The organism is Streptomyces sp. NPDC037126 (assembly GCF_055605965.1).
The window spans coordinates 97,420-119,489 of sequence record NZ_JBVJTD010000011.1; the positions used below are offsets into that span (position 1 = coordinate 97,420).

Sequence of the window (22,070 nt, forward strand, 5' to 3'; positions counted from 1 at the left end):
TCGTTTCTGCGGCTATCCTTAGGTGTCCCTCCTCGTCCTGCCCCCGTCTGGAGTCACCGTGCGCATCGATCTGCACTGTCACTCCACGGCCTCCGACGGCACGGACACCCCGGCCGGACTCGTGCGCAAGGCCGCCGCGGCCGGACTGGACGTCGTCGCGCTGACCGACCACGACACCACCCGGGGATACGCCGAGGCGACCGCCGCGCTGCCCGAGGGGCTCACCCTGGTCACCGGCGCCGAGCTGTCCTGCCGTCTCGACGGCGTCTCGATGCACCTGTTGGCCTACCTCTTCGACCCCGAGGAGCCCGCCCTGCTCGCCGAGCGCGAGCTGGTCCGGGACGACCGGGTGCCGCGGGCCAAGGGCATGATCGCCAAGCTGAACGCGCTGGGCGTGCCGGTCACCTGGGAGCAGGTCGAGCGGATCGCCGCCGGCGGCTCCGTGGGGCGCCCGCACGTCGCCTCCGCGCTGGTCGAGCTGGGTGTCGTGCCCACGGTGAGCGACGCGTTCACCGAGGAGTGGCTGGCCGACGGCGGCCGGGCCTTCGTGGAGAAGCACGAGACCGACCCGTTCGAGGCGATCCGGCTGGTCAAGGGCGCGGGCGGCGTGGCCGTCTTCGCGCACCCGGCCGCCGCCAAGCGGGGCCGTACGGTCCCCGAGTCCGCGATCGCCGAGATGGCCGCCGCCGGTCTGGACGGCATCGAGGTCGACCACATGGACCACGACCCGGACGACCGGGCCCGGCTGCGCGGCCTCGCCGGCGAGCTGGGTCTGCTGGTCACGGGCTCCTCGGACTACCACGGCAGCCGCAAGACCGTGTCGCTGGGCGAGTACACGACCGACCCGGAGGTCTACGGGGAGATCACGCGGCGGGCGACCGGCGCGTTCCCCGTCCCGGGGGCCGGCGGAGCCTGAGGCGTCGACCAGGTCGCCCTTCCGGTTCCTCCCTTTGCCGGCCCGTGCCGGCTCACGCCCGTAGCTCTTCTTCACGCAAGGCCAGTACCTCCCGCATGTTCGACATCGCCGTCTTCGGCTCCCTGTTCCTGACCCTTTTCGTCATCATGGATCCCCCCGGGATCACCCCGATCTTCCTCGCCCTGACCGCCGGACGTCCGGCCAAGGTGCAGAAGCGGATGGCGTTCCAGGCCGTCTGCGTGGCGTTCGGGGTCATCGCCGTCTTCGGCGTCCTGGGCCACCAGATCCTGAACTACCTGCACGTGTCCGTCCCCGCGCTGATGATCGCGGGCGGTCTGCTGCTCCTGCTGATCGCGCTCGACCTGCTCACCGGCAAGACCGACGAGCCGAAGCAGACCAAGGACGTGAACGTGGCCCTGGTGCCGCTGGGCATGCCGCTGCTGGCGGGGCCCGGTGCCATCGTGTCCGTCATCCTGGCCGTGCAGAAGGCGGGCAGCGTCGCCACGCAGGTCTCGGTGTGGTCCGCGATCCTCGCGATCCACGTCGTGCTGTGGCTGGTGATGCGTTACTCGCTGCTGATCATCCGGGTCATCAGGGACGGCGGCGTGGTCCTGGTGACGCGGCTCGCGGGCATGATGCTCTCCGCGATCGCCGTGCAGCAGATCATCAACGGGATCACTCAGGTGATCCGGGGGAGCTGAGCTCGTGGTCTCGGCTCCCCCGGAAAGCTTGAGTGCTACTCCCCGTTACGAGGCCGGGGTCTCGGCCGGGCGGATCCACAGGCGCTGTCCCACGGCGGCGGCCTGCTGAACGATCCGGTTGACGGAGGCGGCGTCCACGACGGTGGTGTCCACGGTGGTGCCGTCGACCTCGTCGAGTCGCATGATTTCGAAGCGCATGGCTTCTCCCTTCGTCTGGTCATCCTCCTGCGGAGAACTACTTGGCGCACCGGCGTGTATCCGGTGTCGTACTAGACAACGCGCTGCCCGTTACAAACATTCCCTACGCTAATGAAATTTTTCGAACGACTAATTACTGAACGGTAAGTGGCGTGCGTGGGGCCGACCGGGACCGGTTGTGTTCGCAGCGTGACCACCGGGACAATGGAGGCGATGAACGACGACCTGGCGGCCCTCGGCGCCCGCATCGACCGCACGAACGAGCTGCTGGAACGCATGCTCGCCGAGGTGGCGAAGACTCCCTCCACCCACGCGATCTTCGTCGACGCGGGGTACCTGTACGCGGCCGCGGGCCGGCTGGTCGCCGGGACGGAGGACCGCCGGGCCTTCGACCTGGACGCCGAGGGTCTGATCGACGCGCTGATCGACAAGGCCCGCACGATCTTCGCGGACAGCCGGCTGCTGCGCGTCTACTGGTACGACGGCGCCCGGCGCCGCATCCACACCGCCGAGCAGCAGTCCATCGCCGAGCTCCCCGACGTCAAGGTCAGGCTCGGCAACCTCAACGCCAACAACCAGCAGAAGGGCGTCGACTCCCTCATCCGGACGGATCTGGAATCACTGGCCCGGCACCGCGCGATCAGTGACGCGGCCCTGCTCGGCGGCGACGAGGACCTGGTCTCGGCGGTCGAGGCGGCCCAGGGCTACGGCGCCCGCGTCCACCTCTGGGGCATCGAGGCGCCCGAGGCCCGCAACCAGGCCGAGCCGCTGCTCTGGGAGGTCGACAGCCAGCGCACCCTCGACCTGGAGTTCTTCAAGCCGTACGTCTCCCGGCGCACGGCCGCCGCCTACGACGCCACCACCGGGACCCGCCCCACCCGCGAGGACGTCCGCTTCGTCGGCGCCCAGATCGCGGCGAAGTGGCTGGCCTCCCGGGGCCGCGAGGCGCTGGTCGAACTGCTGCCCGGCCACCCGTACCTGCCCGGCTCCGTGGACCAGGACCTGCTGGTCGAGGCCGAGGGCCTGCTCCAGTACTCCCTGCGCGGCCAGGCGGACCTGCGCCGCGCGCTGCGCGACGGCTTCTGGGACCACCTGCAGGCGCAGTACTAGCGCCCGTCCGCGCAGTCGTCCCAGAAGCCGGCGAGCGCGCTGGCCGTCTCCAGCGGGCGGTCGGTGTTGGGGGAGTGCTCGGCACCCTCCACGACCGTCCGGCGCGCCCCCAGCCGTACCGCCATGTCGTCGAGCAGCGGCAGCGGCCAGGTGTCGTCCAGCGCGCCCGACAGGACGTGGAACGGCAGCGGTACGGCGGCCAGTTCCGCGACCCGGTCCGGCTCGGCGCACAACTGGCGTCCGGTGGCCATGAGTTGGGCGGGCTTCGTGCCGAGCCAGCGGCGCCGCAGGTCGTCCCGCTCGTCCAGACCGCCGTCCAGCGCGGGCGTCTCCGTCTCCTCGGGCGCCTCCATCGCCTGCATCGCCTCCCACACCTGCGCCATCGTCATCACGGCGAGCGCGTCCCGCAGCAGCTTCACGCGCTCCTGCTGGGACTCGGAGATGTGCGCCGGGCCGGAGGCCATCAGCGTGAGCGAACGGAACGGCGAGTGGTCCAGCAGCACGGCGGCGCGTGAGATCTGGCCGCCGAGGGAGTGCCCGAGCAGATGCACCGGCTGCCCGAGCGCCTCCGCCTGGGCCAGCACGTCCCGCGCCAACTCCTCCCGGGCGTAGGCCGATTCGTCGTGCTCGGGCCCGTCCGACTCGAACTGCCCGCGCCCGTCCACGGCCACGGTCCGGTACCCGCGCTCGGCCAGCGGCACGTGCAGCGGGTTGAAGTCCTCCTTGCTGCCGGTGAAGCCCGGCAGCAGCAGCGCGGTCCCTCTCGCCTCGACCCCGGGGGCCGCGGGGGCGTCGACGACGGCGAACTCCCCGCGCGCCGTCCGAAGAGCGTACGCACGGGCCCCGGGGGGCGGAACGAAGGTATCGGGCCTGCTCATGGGGAGAGGTTAGCGGGCGGTGGCGACGCGCCGAGGCGCGGGAGGGGACCGACGGGCGGCGGGGGTGCGTCGGGGTGCGGGAGGGCAACTGGTGGGCGGTGGGGGCGTGTGTGTGGGCCGGTCGTTGGGTGGTGGGGAGGCGTGGGGTGCGGGAGGGCGGTCGGCGGCGGGCCGTGGGGAGGCGTGGGGGTGCGGGAGGGCGTACCGCGGGCGGGTGGTGACGTGTCGGGGTGCGGCAGGGCGGTCGGCGGGGACGGGTGGGCGTCCGGCGGGTGGTGGGAGGCGTCGGGGTGACGGGGGCGGGCGGTGGGTGCCGGGTGTGTGGGAATGACGACGGCCCGGCCCACCGAAGTGGGCCGGGCCGTCGTCGGGCTCCGGTGCCGCCGTGCGGGCGGCGCCTGATCAGGCCTCAGGGGCCTCCACGACCGCCGTCGCCTTGCGGGTACGGCGGCGCGGCTTGGCCTCCGGCTCCGCGGTGGCCTGCGCCGGGATCTCCGCGGCGGCCGTCTCGGCGACGGCCTTGCGGGTACGCCGCGCCTTGGGAGCGACCGGCTCGGTTCCGTCGACCGCGTCGACGGCGGCTGCGGCGGTCTTGCGCGTGCGGCGGGGCTTGGCCTCGGCCGCGGGGGCCTCGGTCTCCGCCTCGGGGGCTGCGGCGGCCGTCTTGCGGGTCCGGCGCGGCTTGGCCTCGGTGCCTTCGGCGGTGTCCGTCGCGGCCTCGGCGGCTGCGGCGGTCTTGCGCGTGCGGCGGGGCTTGGCCTCGGCGGCGGGGGCCTCGGCGTCCGCCTCGGGGGCTGCGACGGCCGTCTTCCGGGTCCGGCGCGGCTTGGCCTCGGCGTCCGCCTCAGGGGCGGCAGCGGCGGTCTTGCGGGTCCGGCGCGGCTTGGTCTCCGTGCCTTCGGCCGTGTCGGCAGCGGCTTCCGCGGCCGCAGCGGCGGTCTTGCGCGTGCGGCGGGGCTTGGCCTCGGCCGCGGGGGCCTCGGTCTCCGCCTCGGGGGCTGCGGCGGCCGTCTTGCGCGTGCGGCGCGGCTTGGCCTCCGTGCCCTCGGCGGTGTCCGTCGCGGCCTCGGCGGCTGCGGCGGTCTTCCGCGTGCGGCGCGGCTTGGCCGCCGGGGCGGCCTCGTCCGCCGCCGGCTCGGCGGTCGCGGTACCGGCCTCGACGGCCGGCTCGGCCGTCTTGCGGGTGCGGCGGCGCGGCTTGGCCTCGGGCGCCTCCACGGTGTCCACCACGGCCTCCGCCTCGACGGCCGGCTCGGCCGTCTTGCGGGTGCGGCGGCGCGGCTTCGCCTCCACGGCGGGGGCGGCCTCGGCGACGGGCGCGGGAGCCTCGATCGGGCTGTCCGGCACCGTCGGCTCGGTCACCGCGGTCTCGGCAGACACGGCCTCCGGGCGCTCCGCGGACTTGCGGGTGCGGCGGCGGCGCGGCTGCTCCGCGGCGCCCCGGTCCTCGACCGTGTCCACGGCCTCGACGGCGGCTTCGGCGGCCTCGGGCGCCGTGGGCGCCACGGCGGCGGCCGTCACCGGCTCCCCCGACGCTCCACCGCGCGTACGGCGGCGGCGACGCGGGGTACGGGTGCCCGCGGACTCCTCCACACCGGTGGACTCGGCCGCCGGTGCGGGCGCGGAGGCGTCCATCGGGGCGCCGCCACGCGTGCGGCGGCGACGGCGCGGGGTACGCGCCGGACGCTCGCGCTCGGCAGGGGACTCGGCGCTGTCGCCACGGCCACCGCGGTCGCCACGGCCACGGCCGCCACGGCCGCCGGTCTCGCCCAGGTCCTCCAGCACCTCCGCGTCCAGGCCGGCACGGGTCCGCTCCGAGCGGGGCAGTATGCCCTTGGTGCCCGCGGGGATGCCGAGGTCGGAGAACAGGTGCGGGGACGTGGAGTACGTCTCCACCGGGTCGTTGAAGTCCAGCTCCAGCGCCTTGTTGATGAGCTGCCAGCGCGGGATGTCGTCCCAGTCGACGAACGTGATCGCCGTACCCTTGGCGCCCGCGCGGCCGGTACGGCCGATGCGGTGCAGGTACGTCTTCTCGTCCTCGGGGGACTGGTAGTTGACGACGTGGGTCACGCCCTCGACGTCGATGCCGCGCGCGGCCACGTCGGTGCAGACGAGCACGTCGACCTTGCCGTTGCGGAACGCGCGCAGCGCCTGCTCGCGGGCGCCCTGTCCGAGGTCGCCGTGGACCGCGCCGGAGGCGAACCCGCGGCGCTGCAGCTGCTCGGCGATGTCGGCGGCCGTGCGCTTGGTACGGCAGAAGATCATCGCGAGCCCGCGGCCGTCGGCCTGCAGGATGCGCGCGATCATCTCCGGCTTGTCCATGGAGTGACCGCGGTAGACGAACTGCTTGATGTTCGCGACCGTCGCGCCCTCGTCGTCCGGCGCGGTGGCGCGGATGTGCGTGGGCCGGGACATGTACCGGCGCGCGAGGCCGATGACCGCGCCCGGCATGGTCGCCGAGAACAGCATGGTCTGGCGCTTCGCCGGCAGCATGCCGATGATCTTCTCGACGTCGGGCAGGAAGCCCAGGTCGAGCATCTCGTCGGCCTCGTCGAGGACCAGGCACTTGACGTGCTTGAGGTCGAGCTTCTTCTGGCCCGCGAGGTCCAGCAGACGGCCCGGGGTGCCGACGACCACGTCGACGCCCTTCTTCAGGGCCTCGACCTGGGGCTCGTAGGCACGGCCGCCGTAGATCGCCGTCACCCGCACGTTGCGGACCTTGCCGGCCGTCAGGAGGTCGTTGGTGACCTGCGTGCACAGCTCGCGCGTGGGGACGACGACGAGCGCCTGCGGGGCGTCGGTGAGGGCTTCGGGGGCGGCGCGTCCGGCCTCCACGTCGGCGGGGACGGTCACGCGCTCGAGGAGCGGGAGGCCGAAGCCCAGCGTCTTGCCGGTGCCGGTCTTGGCCTGGCCGATGACGTCCGTGCCGGAAAGGGCGACGGGGAGCGTCATCTCCTGGATGGGGAAGGGGTTGATGATGCCGACGGCCTCCAGGGCCTCGGCGGTCTCGGGGAGGATCCCAAGGTCTCGAAACGTCGTAGTCAGGGTGCTGCCTCTTCTGTGTGGCGCGGTGCGAGGCGAGCGCGGGGGTCGTGGTGACCGTGCCGGGGACGTCGGCCGCCGTACGGGCGAACCACTCGGGCAAGCCGTATGACACGGGACCTCTGCCGACGCTCTAGCGCTCGTACCGCTGAGGGTGTCCCTCCGGTCGTCGTACGTAATGAGCCGTACGGCCAGGGAGGGCTGTCGGGTCGGAGCCGATCGGGCCACCGACCGGGCATCCTCATGCGTGCGGCCTGTCGGGACGCGTCAAACACCAGTCGACGCACTCAGCAGGCGCATTACCACCATACCCCGGATTCGCGCACATGCGATGGCCGATTTGGTCACGTAGTCGTGGTCACAGTGGTTGACCAGGGGCTTGAGGGGGGCGCCAAGCGGGCTATTGTGCGCCTCATGACTAGCTCTGACAAGCCTGAGAACGGGTCCGCCGCCGCTTCCGGACCCACCGGTGTCGCCGCCCAGGACTGGACGCAGGCCTCCGCCGAGCCGCAGTACCACGCCGCGGTCGTGGACCTGCTCGGCGCGCTGGCGTACGGGGAGCTCGCCGCGTTCGAGCGGCTCGCGGAGGACGCCAAGCTGGCGCCGACCCTCGCGGACAAGGCGGAGCTGGCGAAGATGGCCTCGGCCGAGTTCCACCACTTCGAGCGGCTGCGGGACCGGCTGACGGAGATCGGTGAGGAGCCGACGGCCGCCATGGACCCGTTCGTCGCCGCGCTCGACGGCTTCCACCGCCAGACCGCGCCCTCGGACTGGCTGGAGGGCCTGGTCAAGGCGTACGTCGGCGACTCGATCGCGAGCGACTTCTACCGGGAGGTCGCGGCCCGGCTCGACTCCGACACGCGCGAGCTGGTTCTGGCCGTTCTCGACGACACCGGGCACGCCGGTTTCGCGGTGGAGAAGGTGCGTGCCGCCATCGACGCCGACCCGCGGGTCGGGGGCCGGCTGGCGCTGTGGGCGCGGCGGCTGATGGGCGAGGCCCTGTCGCAGTCCCAGCGGGTGGTCGCGGACCGGGACGCGCTGTCGACGATGCTCGTGGGCGGGGTGGCCGACGGGTTCGATCTCGCCGAGGTGGGGCGGATGTTCTCGCGGATCACCGAGGCGCACACGAAGCGGATGGCCGCGCTGGGCCTCGCGGCCTGAGGGCCTGTCTGACGATTCCCGTCTGCCGCGCGACGCGATGCACGCACGCTCGCCGCGCCGGTCCCGGACCCGAGTACGTCCGGTACGAGGGCCTGGGTCCGGCACGCCGAGAGCACGCACCTGACGCCGCGCGGCCGCCCTTCGGGCGACGACGCGAATCGTCAGACAGACCCTAGGCGCCGGTGCGCTCCGTGGGGGTCGCGGGGCCACGCGGCCGCGGGTTCGCCGTGGTCGCCGGCGCGGTTCCCCGCGCCCCTTCGGGGCGCTTCCCGCTACGCCGGGGCTGATCGTCGGCGCAGGCGGGGGGAGGGGCGCAGGAGGAGGGACAGGGAGGCCGCCGCGATGACGGCGGCGCCCAGGAGGCTCGGGAGGGTGCTGCCGGGGCCCAGGGCGCTGTGCGTGACGAAGTCGCCGAAGAGCGCCCCGGCCGCGCCGGTCGAGAACACCAGGGGCCGGGCGGGGAGACGGTGTCCCAGGCGGCGGGTGGCCGCCCAGGCGAGGACCAGACCGAGCGCAACGGATCCGAGTGCTTCCAGGATCATCTCGAGGGTCCCTCCCACGGCCTGTCTGCCCTTGACGGTCGTAGCCCGTCATACCCCTGACCTGCGGAGCGCAATCCTCCGCCGTGGAGAAGTTGTGCTCCATCTGTGGGCGGACCCCACGCACGGAAGGGCCCGGCGGCACTAGGCCGCCGGGCCCTTCCCGTGACGTCGTCTACAGCGCGCCGAAGCCCACCTTGCGGACGGTCGGCTCGCCGATCTCCACGTACGCCAGGCGGTCCGTCGGGATGAGGACCTTGCGGCCCTTCTCGTCCTGGAGGCTCAGCATCTGCGTCTTGCCGGAGAGCGCGTCGGACACCAGGCGCTCGACCTCCTCGACGCTCAGGCCGCTCTCCAGAACGATCTCGCGGGGCGCGTACTGCACGCCGATCTTGACCTCCACGGCTATGTCCCTCCGACGGTCAGTGATGTGCGCGATCTTCCGCGCCGTACGCTGCACACATTAGCCCGGTGAGGGGACGTACACGCTGCGAGCCCGAACGCCAGGAGCGAACAGCGTCCGGGAGCGGACCGTCCTCAGTGCTGATCGGTGCCGTGCAGCGGGAAACCGGCGATGCCGCGCCAGGCGAGCGAGGTCAGCAGCTGCACCGCCTGGTCGCGCGGGACACTGCGGTCGCTGTGCAGCCAGGAACGGGCGACCACCTGCGCGAGACCACCGAGGCCGGAAGCGAGCAGCATGGACTCCGCGCGCGAGAGACCGGTGTCCTCGGCGATGACGTCGCAGATCGCCTCGGCGCAGTCGTTGGTGACCTTGTCGACGCGCTCGCGCACGGCGGGCTCGTTCGTCAGGTCCGACTCGAAGACCAGGCGGAAGGCGCCGCCGTCGTCCTCCACGTACGCGAAGTAGGCGTCCATGGTCGCCCGGACGCGCTGCTTGTTGTCCGTCGTGGACGCGAGCGCGCCCCGCACGGACTGGATCAGTGCCTCGCAGTGCTGGTCCAGCAGGGCGAGGTAGAGATCGAGCTTGCCGGGAAAGTGCTGGTAGAGCACCGGCTTGCTGACGCCGGCCCGCTCGGCGATGTCGTCCATCGCCGCGGCGTGGTAGCCCTGCGCGACGAACACCTCCTGGGCCGCGCCCAGCAACTGGTTCCGCCGGGCTCGGCGGGGCAGCCGAGTGCCACGCGGGCGCGCCGCCTCAGTTTGCTCGATGGCTGTCACGCCGCCTCCCAAAGTCGTCCACATGCGGTGTCGGCCGCGCGGCCATCGTACTTTTCGGTAACCGTGGTGTGCGCGGTGCGAGCGCAGAATTTCACGTACCGGACGGTGGCGAAAGCCGCGGGGCGGTGCCCCGCGCGACCGTATGCGTAACCGGAGGTCAGCGGTAGTCGTCCTCGTCGAGTGAGACGACGCGCGCCTGTTCGGCCAGATCGGCCTCGTTCGCCCGGTCCGGGTCGAGGTCGGTCAGGGGGTCGTCACGGTCCGGGTTGATGTCGGCGTGCTGCTCGGCGGCGTCCACCTCGGGGGCCTCGACATCGAGCTCCTGGGCCGTGTCGGCGTCCAGGTCCTCGATCGCGTCGGGCTCGGTGGGGTCATAGGCCATGGTGGGCTCCCTTCCTACGAACGTCCCTGGGACAGCAGGGGCCACACGCGGGTGCCCTTTCTACGAGCGTAGGAGACACGCGATTCGGACGCCATGCCGTGGACGCCTGTTCGTCCCCCGGTGGTGTGTCGCATTCTGTGACGGCGAACACACGGGCCACGGCGTGATCACCTCGTAACATTGCCGCATGTCTTCGACCGAGTCGCCTTCCGTGTCGGCCGCCAGTGTGCTTCCCAGGGTGGCGCCCGTCCGGGTCGGCGAGGGTGAGCGGCTGCGGTCGGTGGGCCTGCCCGGGGTCACCCTGTCGATCCGTTCCCGCCCGCCCGCGCGCGAGGGACTGCCGCCCGCGCTGTACGTGCACGGGCTCGGAGGCTCCTCGCAGAACTGGTCGTCGCTGATGGCCGAGCTGGACGGCGTGGTCGACAGCGAGGCGGCCGACCTGCCGGGCTTCGGCGACTCGCCGCCCCCGGACGACGGCGACTACTCGGTCACCGGGCACGCGCGCGCGGTCATCCGTTATCTCGACGCGGCCGGGCGCGGCCCGGTCCATCTGTTCGGCAACTCGCTCGGCGGTGCCGTCACCACGCGCGTGGCCGCCGTGCGCCCCGATCTCGTGCGCACGCTGACGCTGGTCTCGCCCGCCCTGCCGGAGCTGCGGATCCAGCGCTCGGCGGTGCCGACCGGGCTGCTCGGCGTGCCGGGTGTCGCCGCCCTGTTCACCCGCCTGACCAGGGAGTGGACGGCCGAGCAGCGGGTGCACGGCGTCATGGCGCTCTGCTACGGCGACCCCGGCCGGGTGTCGCCCGAGGCGTTCGGGCACGCCGTCGAGGAGCTGGAACGGCGGCTGCAGCTGCCGTACTTCTGGGACGCGATGGCCCGCTCAGCGCGCGGCATCGTCAACGCCTACACGCTGGGCGGGCAGCACGGGCTGTGGCGCCAGGCCGAGCGGGTGCTCGCGCCGACGCTGCTCATCTACGGCGGCCGGGACCAGCTGGTCGGCTTCCGCATGGCCCGCAAGGCAGCCCGCGCCTTCCGCGACTCCCGCCTGCTGTCCATGCCGGACGCCGGGCACGTGGCGATGATGGAGTACCCGGGGGTGGTCGCCGGGGCCTTCCGGGAACTGATGGCGGAGTCGGGGGACACCGACGGCGGCGGCCACGGGGCCGTCAAGGGCGGCGGCGCCGCCACGGACGCGGGGAGCTGAGGGACAGAGTGGGACGCCACAGCCGCCGCGGGCCGGAGCCCAAGGGCGAGGCCGCCGACATACCGGCGAAACGTACGGACCGCCGGGGCGCCGCCTCGGGCGGCGAGCGGCCCACGCCGGGCCCGGGTGCCTCGGGGGCGCCCGAGGCACCGCGAGCCACGCGGCCGACGCAGTCCGGGCAGTCCGCGCAGCCCAGGCTTCCGGGACAGCGGCAGGCGCCGCAGGGCCGCCCCGCCGGCCACTCGCCGCGCGGCCCGCAGCAGGCCCCCGCTTTCCCGCCCGGCACGCCCGCGCAGGGCGTGCCCCGCGTCCCGGGCCCCACGGGCGCCCAGGGCGGTGGACGCCGTCCCGACGGCACTCCGGCGCGCGGTGTGCCGAGGCCCGCGGACGGTACGCCGGCTCAGGGGGTGCCGCGCTTTCCGGGCACCCAAGGGGGCGGCCGCCGCCCCGAGGGCACTCCGGCGCGCGGTGTGCCGGGTCCCGCCGGTGGTGCGGGGGCCCGCGGCGGGCATCCGGAGCAGCGGGAAGCCGGCGGCGGATGGGGGGACGTCGCGGGGCCGCCCGGCGCCGGCGGGCCCGAGGCGACGCTTCCGCGGCAGCGGAAGGCGGGGCCGGACGGCGTCCGGCGTGGGCCGCGGCAGGACTATCTCGACGCCTTCGAGGGCGGTGAGGGGGACCTCGACGACGTCGACGTCTTCACGCCCCGCGCGGGCGCCCCGCGCCGTGCCGAGGAGCGGACCGAGGTACCGCGGACCGAGTCGGGGGCCGCCGGCACGGACACCGCCGAGGTGCCCGCGCAGCGCGGCGGCAAGGGTCGCGCCTTCACGGGCATCGCCGCGGCAGCCGTCACCACCGTGCTCGCGGTGGTCGTCGCCGGGCAGGTGACCGGCGGCCGGGACGGCGGCGCCGCACGGTCCGGGTCCGCCACCGGCCAGGCCCGGGACACCCGGACGTCCGCCCCCTCCGCGCCGGCGGGCGCGGTGGCGCTGACGTACGAGCAGAAGATGGACCGCAAGTACCCGCTCAGCGCCACCCTGAAGGGTCCGGGGAAGTTCGAGACCGTCCCCGGTTTCGACAAGGCGCCGGGCACCGGGCAGAAGTACACGTACCGCGTGGACGTCGAGCAGGGACTCGGTCTCGACGGCGCGCTGTTCGCCGACGCCGTGCAGAAGACCCTGAACGACGACCGCAGTTGGGGCCACGGCGGCGTGCGCACCTTCGAGCGTGTCTCCTCTGGCAAGCCCGACTTCGTGATCACGCTGGCGAGCCCCGGCACCACCGCCAAGTGGTGCGCCAAGTCGGGTCTGGACACCACGGAGGACAACGTCTCCTGCGACTCGGCCGCCACCCAGCGCGTGATGATCAATGCGTACCGGTGGGCCCAGGGCAGCAGGACGTACGGTGACAAGATCCATGCGTACCGGCAGATGCTGATCAACCACGAGGTCGGCCACCGGCTCGGTCACGGCCATGTGACCTGCCAGAAGAGCGGCGAACTCGCACCGGTCATGCAGCAGCAGACCAAGTTCCTCGACCACGACGGGATCCACTGTCTGCCCAACCCCTGGCCCTACCCCAAGAGTTGACAGCCGCCACTTATGTCACATTGACATCAGCTGCGAGTTCGTTCATATTTCTTGACCATGTGGTCTAGTCATGCCGTCTCCAACAGCGCCGCCATCGAGCTGGCGCTGTTCGGTGTGACCGCTCTCTGCGTGGCCGACATCCACTGTCGCTGACGCCGCCCCTGGCGTTCGCGTCGCGACCTTTCTTCCTCCTTTTCCGCCCGTGACCCTGTCACGGCGTTTTCGACGACCCGGCGCCGGGGCCGACGTCTGTTCGCAGCCGTCTCACTTCTCGTACATCTGTCTCGCTCTGCGAGAAACCCCTGATCAGCACCGAGAGGTCGTCATTCCGATGCGTCAAACGTCCGTCACAGCGCGCCGCGTGGCAGCGGTATCCGTCAGCCTGGTCGTGGCAGCGGGCGCCGCCGCCTGCGGCCCGAAGGACAACGATGCCAAGGGCTCCGGTGGCGACTCCGCACCCCACAAGGGCGGCACGCTCACGGTCCTCAACTCCCAGCCGCAGACCGACTTCGACCCCGCGCGGCTCTACACGTCCGGCGGCGGAAACGTTCCCTCCCTCGTCTTCCGCACCCTCACCACCCGGGCCCGGGCGGGCGGAGCGGCCGGCGCCAAGGTCGTGCCCGACCTCGCCACCGACACCGGGCGTCCCAGCAAGGACGCGACCGTGTGGACGTACACCCTGAAGAAGGGCCTCGAGTACGAGGACGGCACCCCGATCACCTCGGCCGACGTCAAGTACGGCATCGAGCGCTCCTTCGCCCCCGAACTCTCCGGCGGTGCGCCCTATCTGCGGGACTGGTTGGTCGGCGCGGCCGACTACCAGGGGCCGTACAAGGACAAGAAGGGCCTCACGGCGATCGATACGCCGGACAGCCGCACCCTCGTCTTCCACCTGAACAAGCCGGAGGGCGAGTTCCCCTACCTCGCCACGCAGACGCAGTTCACGCCGGTCCCGCGGGGCAAGGACACGGGCACCAGGTACGAGGAGCACCCGGTCTCCTCCGGCCCCTACCGGGTCGTCAGGAACGACAACGACGGCGAGCACCTGCTCCTGAAGCGCAACCCGCACTGGTCCGCGGCCACCGACGAGCAGCGCAAGGCCTACCCGGACACCATCGACGTCCGCTCGGGCCTGGACTCCTCGGTGATCGACCAGCGGCTGTCCGCGTCCCAGGGAGCGGACGCCGCCGCCGTCACCACGGACACCAACCTCGGCCCCGCCGAACTCGCGAAGGTGACCGGCGACAAGGAGCTGGCCGCGCGCGTGGGCACCGGCCACTTCGGCTACACGAACTACATCGCGTTCAACCCGACCGTGAAGCCGTTCGACAACCCCGAGGTGCGCGAGGCCGTCGCCTACGCCGTCGACCGCTCCTCGGTGGTCAACGCGGCCGGCGGCAGCGCCCTCGCCGAGCCCGCCACCACCTTCCTGCCCGACCAGAAGTCCTTCGGCCACACGCCCTACGACCCGTTCCCGGCGGGCGCGTCCGGCAACCCGGCGAAGGCCAGGCAGCTGCTCGCCCAGGCCGGGTACAAGAACGGGCTGACCGTCACCCTGACCCACTCCGACGCCAAGGACTTCGCGACCAGTCCGGAGATCGCCACGGCCCTCCAGGACGCGCTCAAGAAGGCCGGCATCACGGTCAGGCTGCAGGGCCTGGAGGACAACGACTACCGGGACAAGATCCACGGTGTGAAGACCGAGCCCGGCTTCTTCCTCGCCGGCTGGGGCGCCGACTGGCCCTCCGGCGGTCCCTTCCTCGCCCCGATCTTCGACGGCCGGCAGATCGTCAAGGACGGTGCGAACTTCAACGCGAGCCAGCTCAATGACAAGTCGGTCAATGACGAGATTGACTCGATCAACAAGTTGACCGACCTCGACGCGGCCGCCAAGCGCTGGGGCGCCCTGGACAAGAAGATCGGCGACAAGGCCGTCGTGGTGCCGCTGTTCCACCCGGTCTACAAGCGCCTGGTCGGCAAGGACATCCGTAACGTCGTCATCAGCGACTGGACCGGCGTGCTGGACATCTCCCAGGTCGCGGTGAAGTGACGCCGTGAGTGAGGCACTTGCCGCCGTCGAGGCCGCCGGGACGGACTCCTCCGTCCCGGCGGCCTCGGGGGCCCGTCAGTTCTGGCGGCGGCTGCGGGCGCAGCGCGCCGCCCTGGTCGCCGCGGCCGTCGTCGCGCTGCTCGTCCTGGCCGCCCTCGCCGCGCCCCTGCTCGCCGCGCTGGAGGGCCAGGACCCCACCACGTACCACCCCGCTCTGATCGACTCCGCGCGCGGAGGCGTGCCCGTCGGCCCCCTCGGCGGCATCGGCGCGGACCACTGGCTGGGCATCGAACCCCAGACCGGGCGCGACCTGTTCGCCAGGCTCGTCTACGGGGCGCGGGTGTCGCTGGGCGTGGCGCTGGCCGCGACGGTGGTGCAGGTCGCCATCGGGACCGCGATCGGTGTCGCCTCGGCACTCGGCAACCGATGGGTTGATCAACTGTTGAGCCGGGCCACCGACGTCATCGTTGCGATGCCCCTCATGATCATGTCGCTCGCGCTGCTCGCGATCGTGCCGTCGAGCTTCCCGCGGCCCGTGCTGGTCACCCTCGTCATCGGCCTGATCGCCTGGGGCAACATCGCGAAGATCGTCCGCGCCCAGACGCTCACCCTGAAGGGGCTCGACCACGTGTCCGCCGCCAGACTGAGCGGCTGGGGCACCTGGCAGGTCGCCCGGCGCGAGCTGCTGCCGGGCCTGGCCGCGCCCGTCATCACCTATGCCGCGCTGCTGGTCCCCGCCAACATCTCCGTCGAGGCGGCGCTGTCCTTCCTCGGCGTCGGCGTGAAGCCGCCCACCCCGTCCTGGGGACAGATGCTGACCGCCGCGGACGTCTGGTACCAGGCCGCGCCCCAGTACCTGCTGCTGCCGGCCGGCGCCCTGTTCGTCACCGTCCTCGCGCTCACCGTCCTCGGCGACGGCGTGCGCACCGCCCTCGACCCGCGTGCCGCCTCCCGCCTGCGGGTCGGCACCGGCCGCAAGGACTCCGCCGCGACCGGGAAGGAGGCATCGGCATGAGCGGCTTCGGCGGCTTCCTGCTGCGCCGCGCCGTCGGCACCGTGGTCACCCTGCTCGCCATCTCGGTGGTCGTCTACGTCGTCTTCTACGTCACCCCCGGCAACGTCGCCCAGATCACCTGCGGCCCGCGCTGCTCGCCCCCGCAGGTCCACCAGGTGGCCGAGCAGCTGAGGCTCGGGGACCCGCTGTACCTGCGCTACTGGCACTTCCTGGAGGGCCTCCTCGTCGGCCAGGACTACTCGACGGGCACCTCGGTCGAGCACTGCGCGGCGCCGTGCCTCGGGCAGTCGTACCAGAGCGGGCAGCAGGTGCTGGGCATCATCCTGGGCAGGCTGCCGGTCAGCCTGTCGCTGGTCCTCGGCGCCATGGTGCTGTGGCTCGTCCTCGGCGTCGGCACCGGTGTGCTGTCCGCGTGGCGGCGCGGCCGGGTCTCCGAGCGCGTGCTGACCGCCGTCACCCTCGCGGGCACGGCCACGCCCGTCTTCGTCATCGGCCTGGTGCTGATGATCGTCGTCTGCGGCGAACTGCAGCTGCTGCCCTTCCCGCAGTACGTGAACCTCTCCGACGATCCCGAGCAGTGGGCGTGGAACCTGCTGCTGCCCTGGCTCTCGCTCGCCCTGATCGAGGCGGCCGCGTTCGCCCGCCTCACCCGCGCCGCCATGCTGGAGACCCTCGCCGAGGACCACGTCCGGACCTTCCGGGCGTACGGCGTGGCCGAGCGTTCCGTCGTCGGACGGCACGCCCTGCGCGGCGCCCTGGCGCCCGTGATCGCGCTCAACGCCAACAACGTGGGCTCGGCCGTCGGGGGCGCCGTCCTCACCGAGACGCTGTTCGGCCTGCCGGGCATCGGCCAGGAACTGGTGCACGCCGTGACGGTCGTCGATCTGCCGGTGGTCGTCGGCATGGTCCTGGTCATCGGTTTCTTCGTGGTCCTCGCCAACGCCGTCGCGGACGTGCTGTACGCGGTGGCCGACCGACGGGTGGTGCTCGCATGAGCCTGGTGGAAGTCACGGACCTGACCGTCGAGTTCGGCTCCCTGCGGGCCGTCGACGGGCTCTCCTTCAACCTGGCCGAGGGCGCCGCCCTGGCCCTGGTCGGCGAGTCCGGCTCCGGCAAGTCCACCGTCGCGGGCGCCCTGCTGGGCCTGCACCGCGGCACCGGGGCCAGGGTCGGCGGCTCGGTCCTCGTCGCCGGCACCGACGTGCGGCGGGCCACCGACGAGGAACTGCGGCGGCTGCGCGGCGCGCAGGCCGCCATGGTCTTCCAGGACCCGCTGTCCTCGCTCGACCCCTACTTCGCGATCGGCGACCAGATCGCCGAGGTGCACCGCGCGCACGCGCGCGTGTCGCGGCGCGCCGCACGCGCGCGTGCCGTCGAGGTGCTCGACCGGGTCGGGATTCCGGACGCGGGGCGGCGGTCCCGGTCCCGCCCGCACGAGTTCAGCGGCGGCATGCGCCAACGCGCCCTCATCGCCATGGCCCTCGCCTGCAACCCCCGCCTGCTGATCGCGGACGAGCCGACCACCGCCCTCGACGTCACCGTCCAGGCCCAGATCCTCGACCTGCTGCACACGCTGCGCGAGGAGACCGGGATGGGGCTGCTGCTCGTCACCCACGACGTGGGCGTGGCGGCCGAGAGCGTGGACGACGTCCTCGTGATGCGGCACGGCAGGGCGGTCGAGCGCGGCCCGGTCGGCGCGGTCCTCGCGGCGGCCCGGGAGACGTACACCCGCGAACTCCTCGACGCCGTCCCGCGCGTGGACGCGCGCCGCACCGGCTCCGGGGCGGCGGGCGAGGTGGTCCTGGAGGCCGCCGGCGTGCGGCGCGAGTTCGGGCGCGGCAAGCGGGCGTTCGCCGCCGTGGACGACGTCTCGCTGACCGTCCGCCGCGGCGAGACGGTGGGCGTGGTCGGCGAGAGCGGCAGCGGCAAGACCACGCTCGGCCGCATGCTGGTCGGGCTGCTGGAGCCGACCGCCGGCGCGATCCGCTACGAGGGGCGCCCGCACACCGGAGTGAACCCGGCCGTGCAGATGGTCTTCCAGGACCCCGTCTCCTCGCTCAACCCCCGCCGCGGCGTAGGCGAGTCCATCGCCGACCCGCTCCGCGCGCGTGGCGGCCACGAGGAGGGGCACATCCGGGAGCGCGTGGCGCAGCTGCTGGAGCGCGTGGGGCTCGAAAGGGCGCACTACGACCGCTACCCGCACGAGTTCAGCGGCGGACAGCGCCAGCGCATCGGCATCGCCCGGGCGCTCGCCGCCGAGCCGCGCGTCATCGTCTGCGACGAACCCGTCTCCGCGCTCGACGTCACCACACAGGCCCAGGTGGTGGCGCTGCTCGGCGAGCTGCAGCGGGAACTCGGGCTCGCGCTGGTCTTCATCGCGCACGACCTCGCCGTCGTACGGCAGGTCAGCGACCGGGTCGCGGTGATGCGCCGGGGCCGGCTCGTCGAGTACGGACCGGCCGACGAGGTGTACGACAGCCCGCGCGAGGAGTACACCAGACAGCTCCTGGCCGCCGTACCCGCGCTCGACCCGGAACTGGCCGCCCGGCGGCGCGCCGCCCGCCGCGAACCCGCGGCGGCGTAACGTTTCGTGCTCGGATGATCGCCGTGTGACTGCTTAGCGCGGCCGAACGCGACCCGCACGCGAAAGTTACGACCGTTCACCCCTTTTGGTGGTGCGACGGACAACCGTCCGCCGCACCACCACCTTGTCCCCTTACGTTCGTCCCGCTGCGAGCCGCCGGGACAACGGCGGCTCCCCAGACGGGAGATCGGGGGTGCACACATGCGCATAGGACTGGTTACGCAGGGTGGCTACCCGTATGTGACCGGCGAGGCGGCACTCTGGTGCGACCGGCTCGTGCGCGGGCTCGGGCGGCACGAGTTCGACGTCTACGCCCTCAGCCGCAGCCGGCACCAGGAGGACGAGGGCTGGGTCCCCCTCCCACCGCACGTCGGCCGGGTGCGCACGGCGCCCCTGTGGACGACCGGGGACGACTCGCCCGCGTACGGGCGGCGCGCGCGCCGGCGCTTCACCGAGTGCCACGGGGAACTGGTCGGCGCGATGTGCGCCGCGACCGACCCGGCCGAAGCCGCCGACGCCGGGTGCACCGCTCTGGCGGACCGTTTCGCCAGCGCGCTGTACGGCCTCGCCGAACTCGCCCGCGAGGAGGGCGCACTCGCCGGCGCCCTGCGCTCCGACGCCGCCGTACGCACCCTGGAACGCGCCTGCCGCGCCCCCGCGGCGCCGCGCACGGCGCGCGAGGCGCGCGTGCCCGACCTGCTCACCGTCACCGCACACCTCGAACGCGCCCTGCGCCCCCTCTCCCTCGACTGGTACGGCGACGACGGCCTCGGCGCGGCCGACCTCTGCCACGCCACCGCCGGGGGGCCCGTGGCCCTCCCCGGGCTGCTCGCCCGGCACTTCTCCGGGGTGCCCCTGCTGGTCACCGAGTACGGCGTGCAACTCCGCTCGCACTACCTGGCCCTCGGCCCCGGTGCCGCCGCCCCCGCCGTACGCGCCCTGCTCGCCGCCTTCCACGGCCGGCTCGCCACCGAGGTCTACCGCCGGGCCGAGATCCTCACCCCCGGCAACGCGCACGCCCGCCGCTGGCAGGAACGCTGCGGCGCCGAACGGTCCCGCATCCGCACGGTGCACCCGGGCATGGAGGCCGACCGCTTCACGGAGGTCGGCGAGTCCCCGGACCGCGCGGCCCCGGACACGCTGGTCTGGGTCGGGCGCGTGGAACCCGCCAAGGACCTGGTCTCCCTGCTGCACGCCTTCGCCGAGGTCCGCAAGGTGGAGCCCAGGGCCCGCCTGCGGATCGTCGGCGCTCCCTGCGGCCCCGAGGGGGCGGCCTACCTCGGCCACTGCAGGGTGCTCGCCGCACAACTCTTCCCGGACGAGGCGGAGGGCGCGCACGACATCGGCGACAACCCGGTCTCCTTCGAGGAGGTCGGCGGCCCCGAGGCCCCCACCCTGCCCGACGCGTACGCGGCCGGCGCGGTCGTCGTCCTCTCCAGCGTGGTGGAGGGCTTCCCGGTCAGCCTCGTCGAGGCCATGTTCTGCGGCCGGGCCACCGTCTCCACGGACGCCGGCGCGGTGGTGGAGGTCATCGGCGGTACGGGACTCGTCGTACCCCCGCGCAATCCGCGGGCGCTCGCCGACGCGTGCGTGGCACTGCTGCGCGACCCCGAGCGCCGTGCGCGCCTCGGCGCCGCCGCACGCGCCCGCGCACTCGAACTGTTCACCGTCGAGCAGAACATCGCGGCATTTCACGGCATTTACCTGGAGATCGTCGCGCGCTGCCCGGTGCGCCGGGTCGTCCTCGACGAGGCCGGCGCCCCCCTGCCGTTCGCCACGCCCCCCGAGTCCCACGTCCCGGGCCGCTGGACCGGCCGCACCGCACGCGTCCTGCCCCGGGCCGACCCCGGCTGGGCCACGAGCCCACCGGTCCGGGCGACACGGGTGACGGAGGGGGCGTGACGGACGGGATGAACGAGGCGAGCGGCCCGGACACGCCCGGGATGCCCCGCGCCGTCGACGCGTGGGACGCGCGACCGGGGAAGTGGGCCGAAGCCGCTGGGGGGTTGGAAGCGGCGGGGGCGTACGCCGGTGCTGTCGATGCCATGGGTGGCTCTGAGGGTTCCGGCGCGTTCGAGGGGGCCGGTGGTGCTGAGGTGGGCGACCGCTTCGAAGTGGCCGGTGGTTCTGATGCGGCCGGCGCGTTCGAGGGGGCCGGTGGTGCAGAGGTGGGCGAGCGTGGCTCTCGTGTCGTCGGCGTCCCAGGGGTTGCCGACGGTCCTGGACCGCTCCGTGCGGGTGAGGTGCCCCTGACGGCGCTGTACCCCTCCGAGGCGTCCGCCAGCGGCCCGCAGTCACCGGCGTCCTCGGCCGTCCGGCCCGCTGAGGCCGCCCCCGCCACGTGTACCGGTCGGCCGGAGCCCGCCGCGTCCGGCCCGGACAGCGGGCGCAGAAGCGCACCCCGGCGCGGAGCCGGGGACCCCGTGAAGACGCTGCTGCACCGGCACCGGGAGCTGTGCGAGCGGGCCGTGGACCCGCTGGAGATCGCCGCCGGTCTGGAGGCCCACGGCATCACCGACCGCACCGCCGCCCGCTTCCGCCACCGTGACGTCTTCTCACTCGCCGACGAGCTGTACGCGCGCGTGCCACGGGGCGGCGAACTCCGCCCCGGCCCCGAGCCGTTGCCGGCCCCCCGGGCACGCGTGGGCTGGGTCCTGCTCACCCTTCTGCCCGGTGTCCTCGGCGCGGCCGCGGTGACCGGGGTCCGGCTCACCCGAGGAGAGCCCCGACTGCTCGTGGCCGTCGGCGGCGTCCTCGCCGTCGCCCTCGCCACCCGCGCGGCCCTGCGCCACGCACCTCTCGCCGCTCCGTCCGGCACGCGCGCGTGGCGGACGGTGGCCGCCACGTACGCGTGCACCCTCTGGCTGCTCGGATACGTCCTCCTCGGCGACGGCCTCCTCCACGGCGTGCTGACCGGCGGCCCCGACGCGCCGCCCACCGGCGCCCCGGGCGACCCCTGGCCCACGGCCACGGCGCCCGCCCTGGCCCTCACCCTGGCCTGCGCCCCCGCGGCATGGTGCGCCCACCTCCTCACCGCCGGCGCCCGCCGCAGGCTCGCCGGCAGCCGGGGCCTGGAGGACTTCACGGCCGCCGCCAGACCGTTGCTGTTCGGCACCCTCGCCCTGTTCCTGGGCGCGCTCACCGCGCTGCTCCTGCTGTGCGGCTCGGTCCTGCGCGAACCCGCGGCCTACCCGCAGGCCCTCACGCTCGGCGCCCTGCTCCTGCTCGCCCGCCTGCTCAGCGCGCACCACCACCGACGCGCCCCCGCGTACGCCCTCGGCGCCGCGGCGGCCACCGAGGCGCTGGCCGTCGCCCTGGTCCTGACCGGCCGGCTGCCCCGCTGCCGCTTCGTGGCGGTGCCCGTCGAGCGCCTCGTGGACGCCTGGGGCGAAGCCGCCGTACCGGCCCTCGCCTGCGGCATCGCGGCCCTGGCCCTGCTGGTCCACGCCGGCCGCACCCTCACCCGGGCCGCCGCCCACGCGCCCACGGGAGCACCCGGGTGAACCCACCGTCACCGGCCCGCCC

20 protein-coding genes are annotated in these 22,070 nt (G+C 73.5%); 13 read left to right on the top strand and 7 right to left on the bottom strand.

All coding sequences use genetic code 11. The features are described 5' to 3' along the window. Positions 1 to 58 precede the first annotated feature (58 nt). Together ACZ7FF_RS23975 and ACZ7FF_RS23980 are read left to right on the top strand one after the other, a co-directional pair. Complete coding sequence (locus ACZ7FF_RS23975) at positions 59 to 916, top strand: PHP domain-containing protein (protein WP_470814307.1); 858 nt, start codon at positions 59 to 61, stop codon at positions 914 to 916. A gap of 95 nt (positions 917 to 1,011) precedes the next feature. Beyond that, a complete protein-coding gene (locus ACZ7FF_RS23980; RefSeq protein ID WP_470814308.1) occupies positions 1,012 to 1,617 on the top strand; it encodes a MarC family protein in 606 nt (201 codons plus the stop codon). 45 nt (positions 1,618 to 1,662) lie between these two features. On the opposite strand, the gene ACZ7FF_RS23985 is transcribed toward ACZ7FF_RS23980, so the two are convergent. Continuing rightward, on the bottom strand, positions 1,663 to 1,815 hold the full coding sequence (locus ACZ7FF_RS23985) for a hypothetical protein (protein ID WP_470814309.1): 153 nt from the start codon (positions 1,813 to 1,815) through the stop codon (positions 1,663 to 1,665). 204 nt (positions 1,816 to 2,019) lie between these two features. Between ACZ7FF_RS23985 and ACZ7FF_RS23990 the strand changes: the two genes are divergently transcribed. Beyond that, on the top strand, positions 2,020 to 2,925 hold the full coding sequence (locus ACZ7FF_RS23990; RefSeq protein WP_470814464.1) for an NYN domain-containing protein: 906 nt from the start codon (positions 2,020 to 2,022) through the stop codon (positions 2,923 to 2,925). Here ACZ7FF_RS23990 and ACZ7FF_RS23995 read toward each other — a convergent pair. Next, positions 2,922 to 3,803, bottom strand: coding sequence for an alpha/beta fold hydrolase (locus tag ACZ7FF_RS23995; protein ID WP_470814310.1), 882 nt, complete (start codon positions 3,801 to 3,803; stop codon positions 2,922 to 2,924). The two genes, ACZ7FF_RS23990 and ACZ7FF_RS23995, sit on opposite strands and share 4 nt — an antisense overlap. A 402-nt stretch (positions 3,804 to 4,205) precedes the next feature. Continuing rightward, positions 4,206 to 6,755 (bottom strand): DEAD/DEAH box helicase, encoded by a 2,550-nt coding sequence (locus ACZ7FF_RS24000; protein ID WP_470814311.1) that lies wholly within the window; start codon positions 6,753 to 6,755, stop codon positions 4,206 to 4,208. A gap of 504 nt (positions 6,756 to 7,259) precedes the next feature. Here ACZ7FF_RS24000 and ACZ7FF_RS24005 point away from each other — a divergent pair. Beyond that, a complete protein-coding gene (locus ACZ7FF_RS24005) occupies positions 7,260 to 8,006 on the top strand; it encodes a ferritin-like fold-containing protein (RefSeq protein ID WP_470814312.1) in 747 nt (248 codons plus the stop codon). A 272-nt stretch (positions 8,007 to 8,278) separates the two neighbouring features. Here the strand turns inward: ACZ7FF_RS24005 and ACZ7FF_RS24010 are convergent, their stop codons facing one another. The 4 genes from ACZ7FF_RS24010 to ACZ7FF_RS24025 form a co-directional block, all read right to left on the bottom strand. Further along, a complete protein-coding gene (locus tag ACZ7FF_RS24010; protein WP_470814313.1) occupies positions 8,279 to 8,548 on the bottom strand; it encodes a hypothetical protein in 270 nt (89 codons plus the stop codon). Between the two features lie 172 nt (positions 8,549 to 8,720). Beyond that, entirely contained in the window at positions 8,721 to 8,948 is a 228-nt protein-coding gene (locus tag ACZ7FF_RS24015) for a DUF3107 domain-containing protein (RefSeq protein ID WP_470814314.1), read from the bottom strand. Positions 8,949 to 9,082: 134 nt separating this feature from the next. Beyond that, positions 9,083 to 9,724 (bottom strand): TetR/AcrR family transcriptional regulator, encoded by a 642-nt coding sequence (locus tag ACZ7FF_RS24020; protein WP_470814315.1) that lies wholly within the window; start codon positions 9,722 to 9,724, stop codon positions 9,083 to 9,085. Between the two features lie 157 nt (positions 9,725 to 9,881). Beyond that, the gene (locus ACZ7FF_RS24025) at positions 9,882 to 10,106 is read right to left on the bottom strand and encodes a hypothetical protein (RefSeq protein WP_470814316.1); all 225 of its coding nucleotides are present in this window, start codon (positions 10,104 to 10,106) and stop codon (positions 9,882 to 9,884) included. Between the two features lie 187 nt (positions 10,107 to 10,293). Between ACZ7FF_RS24025 and ACZ7FF_RS24030 the strand changes: the two genes are divergently transcribed. The 9 genes from ACZ7FF_RS24030 to ACZ7FF_RS24070 all read left to right on the top strand — a co-directional run bounded on the left by ACZ7FF_RS24030 (position 10,294) and on the right by ACZ7FF_RS24070 (position 22,048). After that, positions 10,294 to 11,310, top strand: a complete 1,017-nt coding sequence (locus ACZ7FF_RS24030; RefSeq protein ID WP_470814317.1) for an alpha/beta fold hydrolase — start codon at positions 10,294 to 10,296, stop codon at positions 11,308 to 11,310. Between the two features lie 8 nt (positions 11,311 to 11,318). Then, on the top strand, positions 11,319 to 12,896 hold the full coding sequence (locus ACZ7FF_RS24035) for a DUF3152 domain-containing protein (protein ID WP_470814318.1): 1,578 nt from the start codon (positions 11,319 to 11,321) through the stop codon (positions 12,894 to 12,896). A 57-nt stretch (positions 12,897 to 12,953) separates the two neighbouring features. Continuing rightward, positions 12,954 to 13,049, top strand: a complete 96-nt coding sequence (locus ACZ7FF_RS24040) for an Ms4533A family Cys-rich leader peptide (RefSeq protein WP_470814319.1) — start codon at positions 12,954 to 12,956, stop codon at positions 13,047 to 13,049. Between the two features lie 178 nt (positions 13,050 to 13,227). Then, positions 13,228 to 14,946 carry an ABC transporter substrate-binding protein gene (locus ACZ7FF_RS24045; RefSeq protein ID WP_470814320.1) on the top strand — a complete coding sequence of 573 codons (1,719 nt, stop codon included), beginning with the start codon at positions 13,228 to 13,230 and terminating at the stop codon, positions 14,944 to 14,946. Positions 14,947 to 14,950: 4 nt separating this feature from the next. Then, positions 14,951 to 15,961 (top strand): ABC transporter permease, encoded by a 1,011-nt coding sequence (locus ACZ7FF_RS24050; RefSeq protein ID WP_470814321.1) that lies wholly within the window; start codon positions 14,951 to 14,953, stop codon positions 15,959 to 15,961. After that, positions 15,958 to 16,956: an ABC transporter permease gene (locus ACZ7FF_RS24055; protein ID WP_470814322.1), complete on the top strand. Its 999-nt coding sequence runs from the start codon at positions 15,958 to 15,960 to the stop codon at positions 16,954 to 16,956. The genes ACZ7FF_RS24050 and ACZ7FF_RS24055 overlap by 4 nt, the downstream gene beginning before the upstream one ends. After that, a complete protein-coding gene (locus ACZ7FF_RS24060) occupies positions 16,953 to 18,545 on the top strand; it encodes a dipeptide ABC transporter ATP-binding protein (protein WP_470814323.1) in 1,593 nt (530 codons plus the stop codon). Before ACZ7FF_RS24055 ends, ACZ7FF_RS24060 begins: the two co-directional genes overlap by 4 nt. A gap of 201 nt (positions 18,546 to 18,746) precedes the next feature. Next, positions 18,747 to 20,447, top strand: coding sequence for a DUF3492 domain-containing protein (locus ACZ7FF_RS24065; protein ID WP_470814324.1), 1,701 nt, complete (start codon positions 18,747 to 18,749; stop codon positions 20,445 to 20,447). 521 nt (positions 20,448 to 20,968) lie between these two features. After that, positions 20,969 to 22,048, top strand: coding sequence for a hypothetical protein (locus ACZ7FF_RS24070; RefSeq protein WP_470814325.1), 1,080 nt, complete (start codon positions 20,969 to 20,971; stop codon positions 22,046 to 22,048). The last annotated feature ends 22 nt before the right edge of the window (positions 22,049 to 22,070 follow it).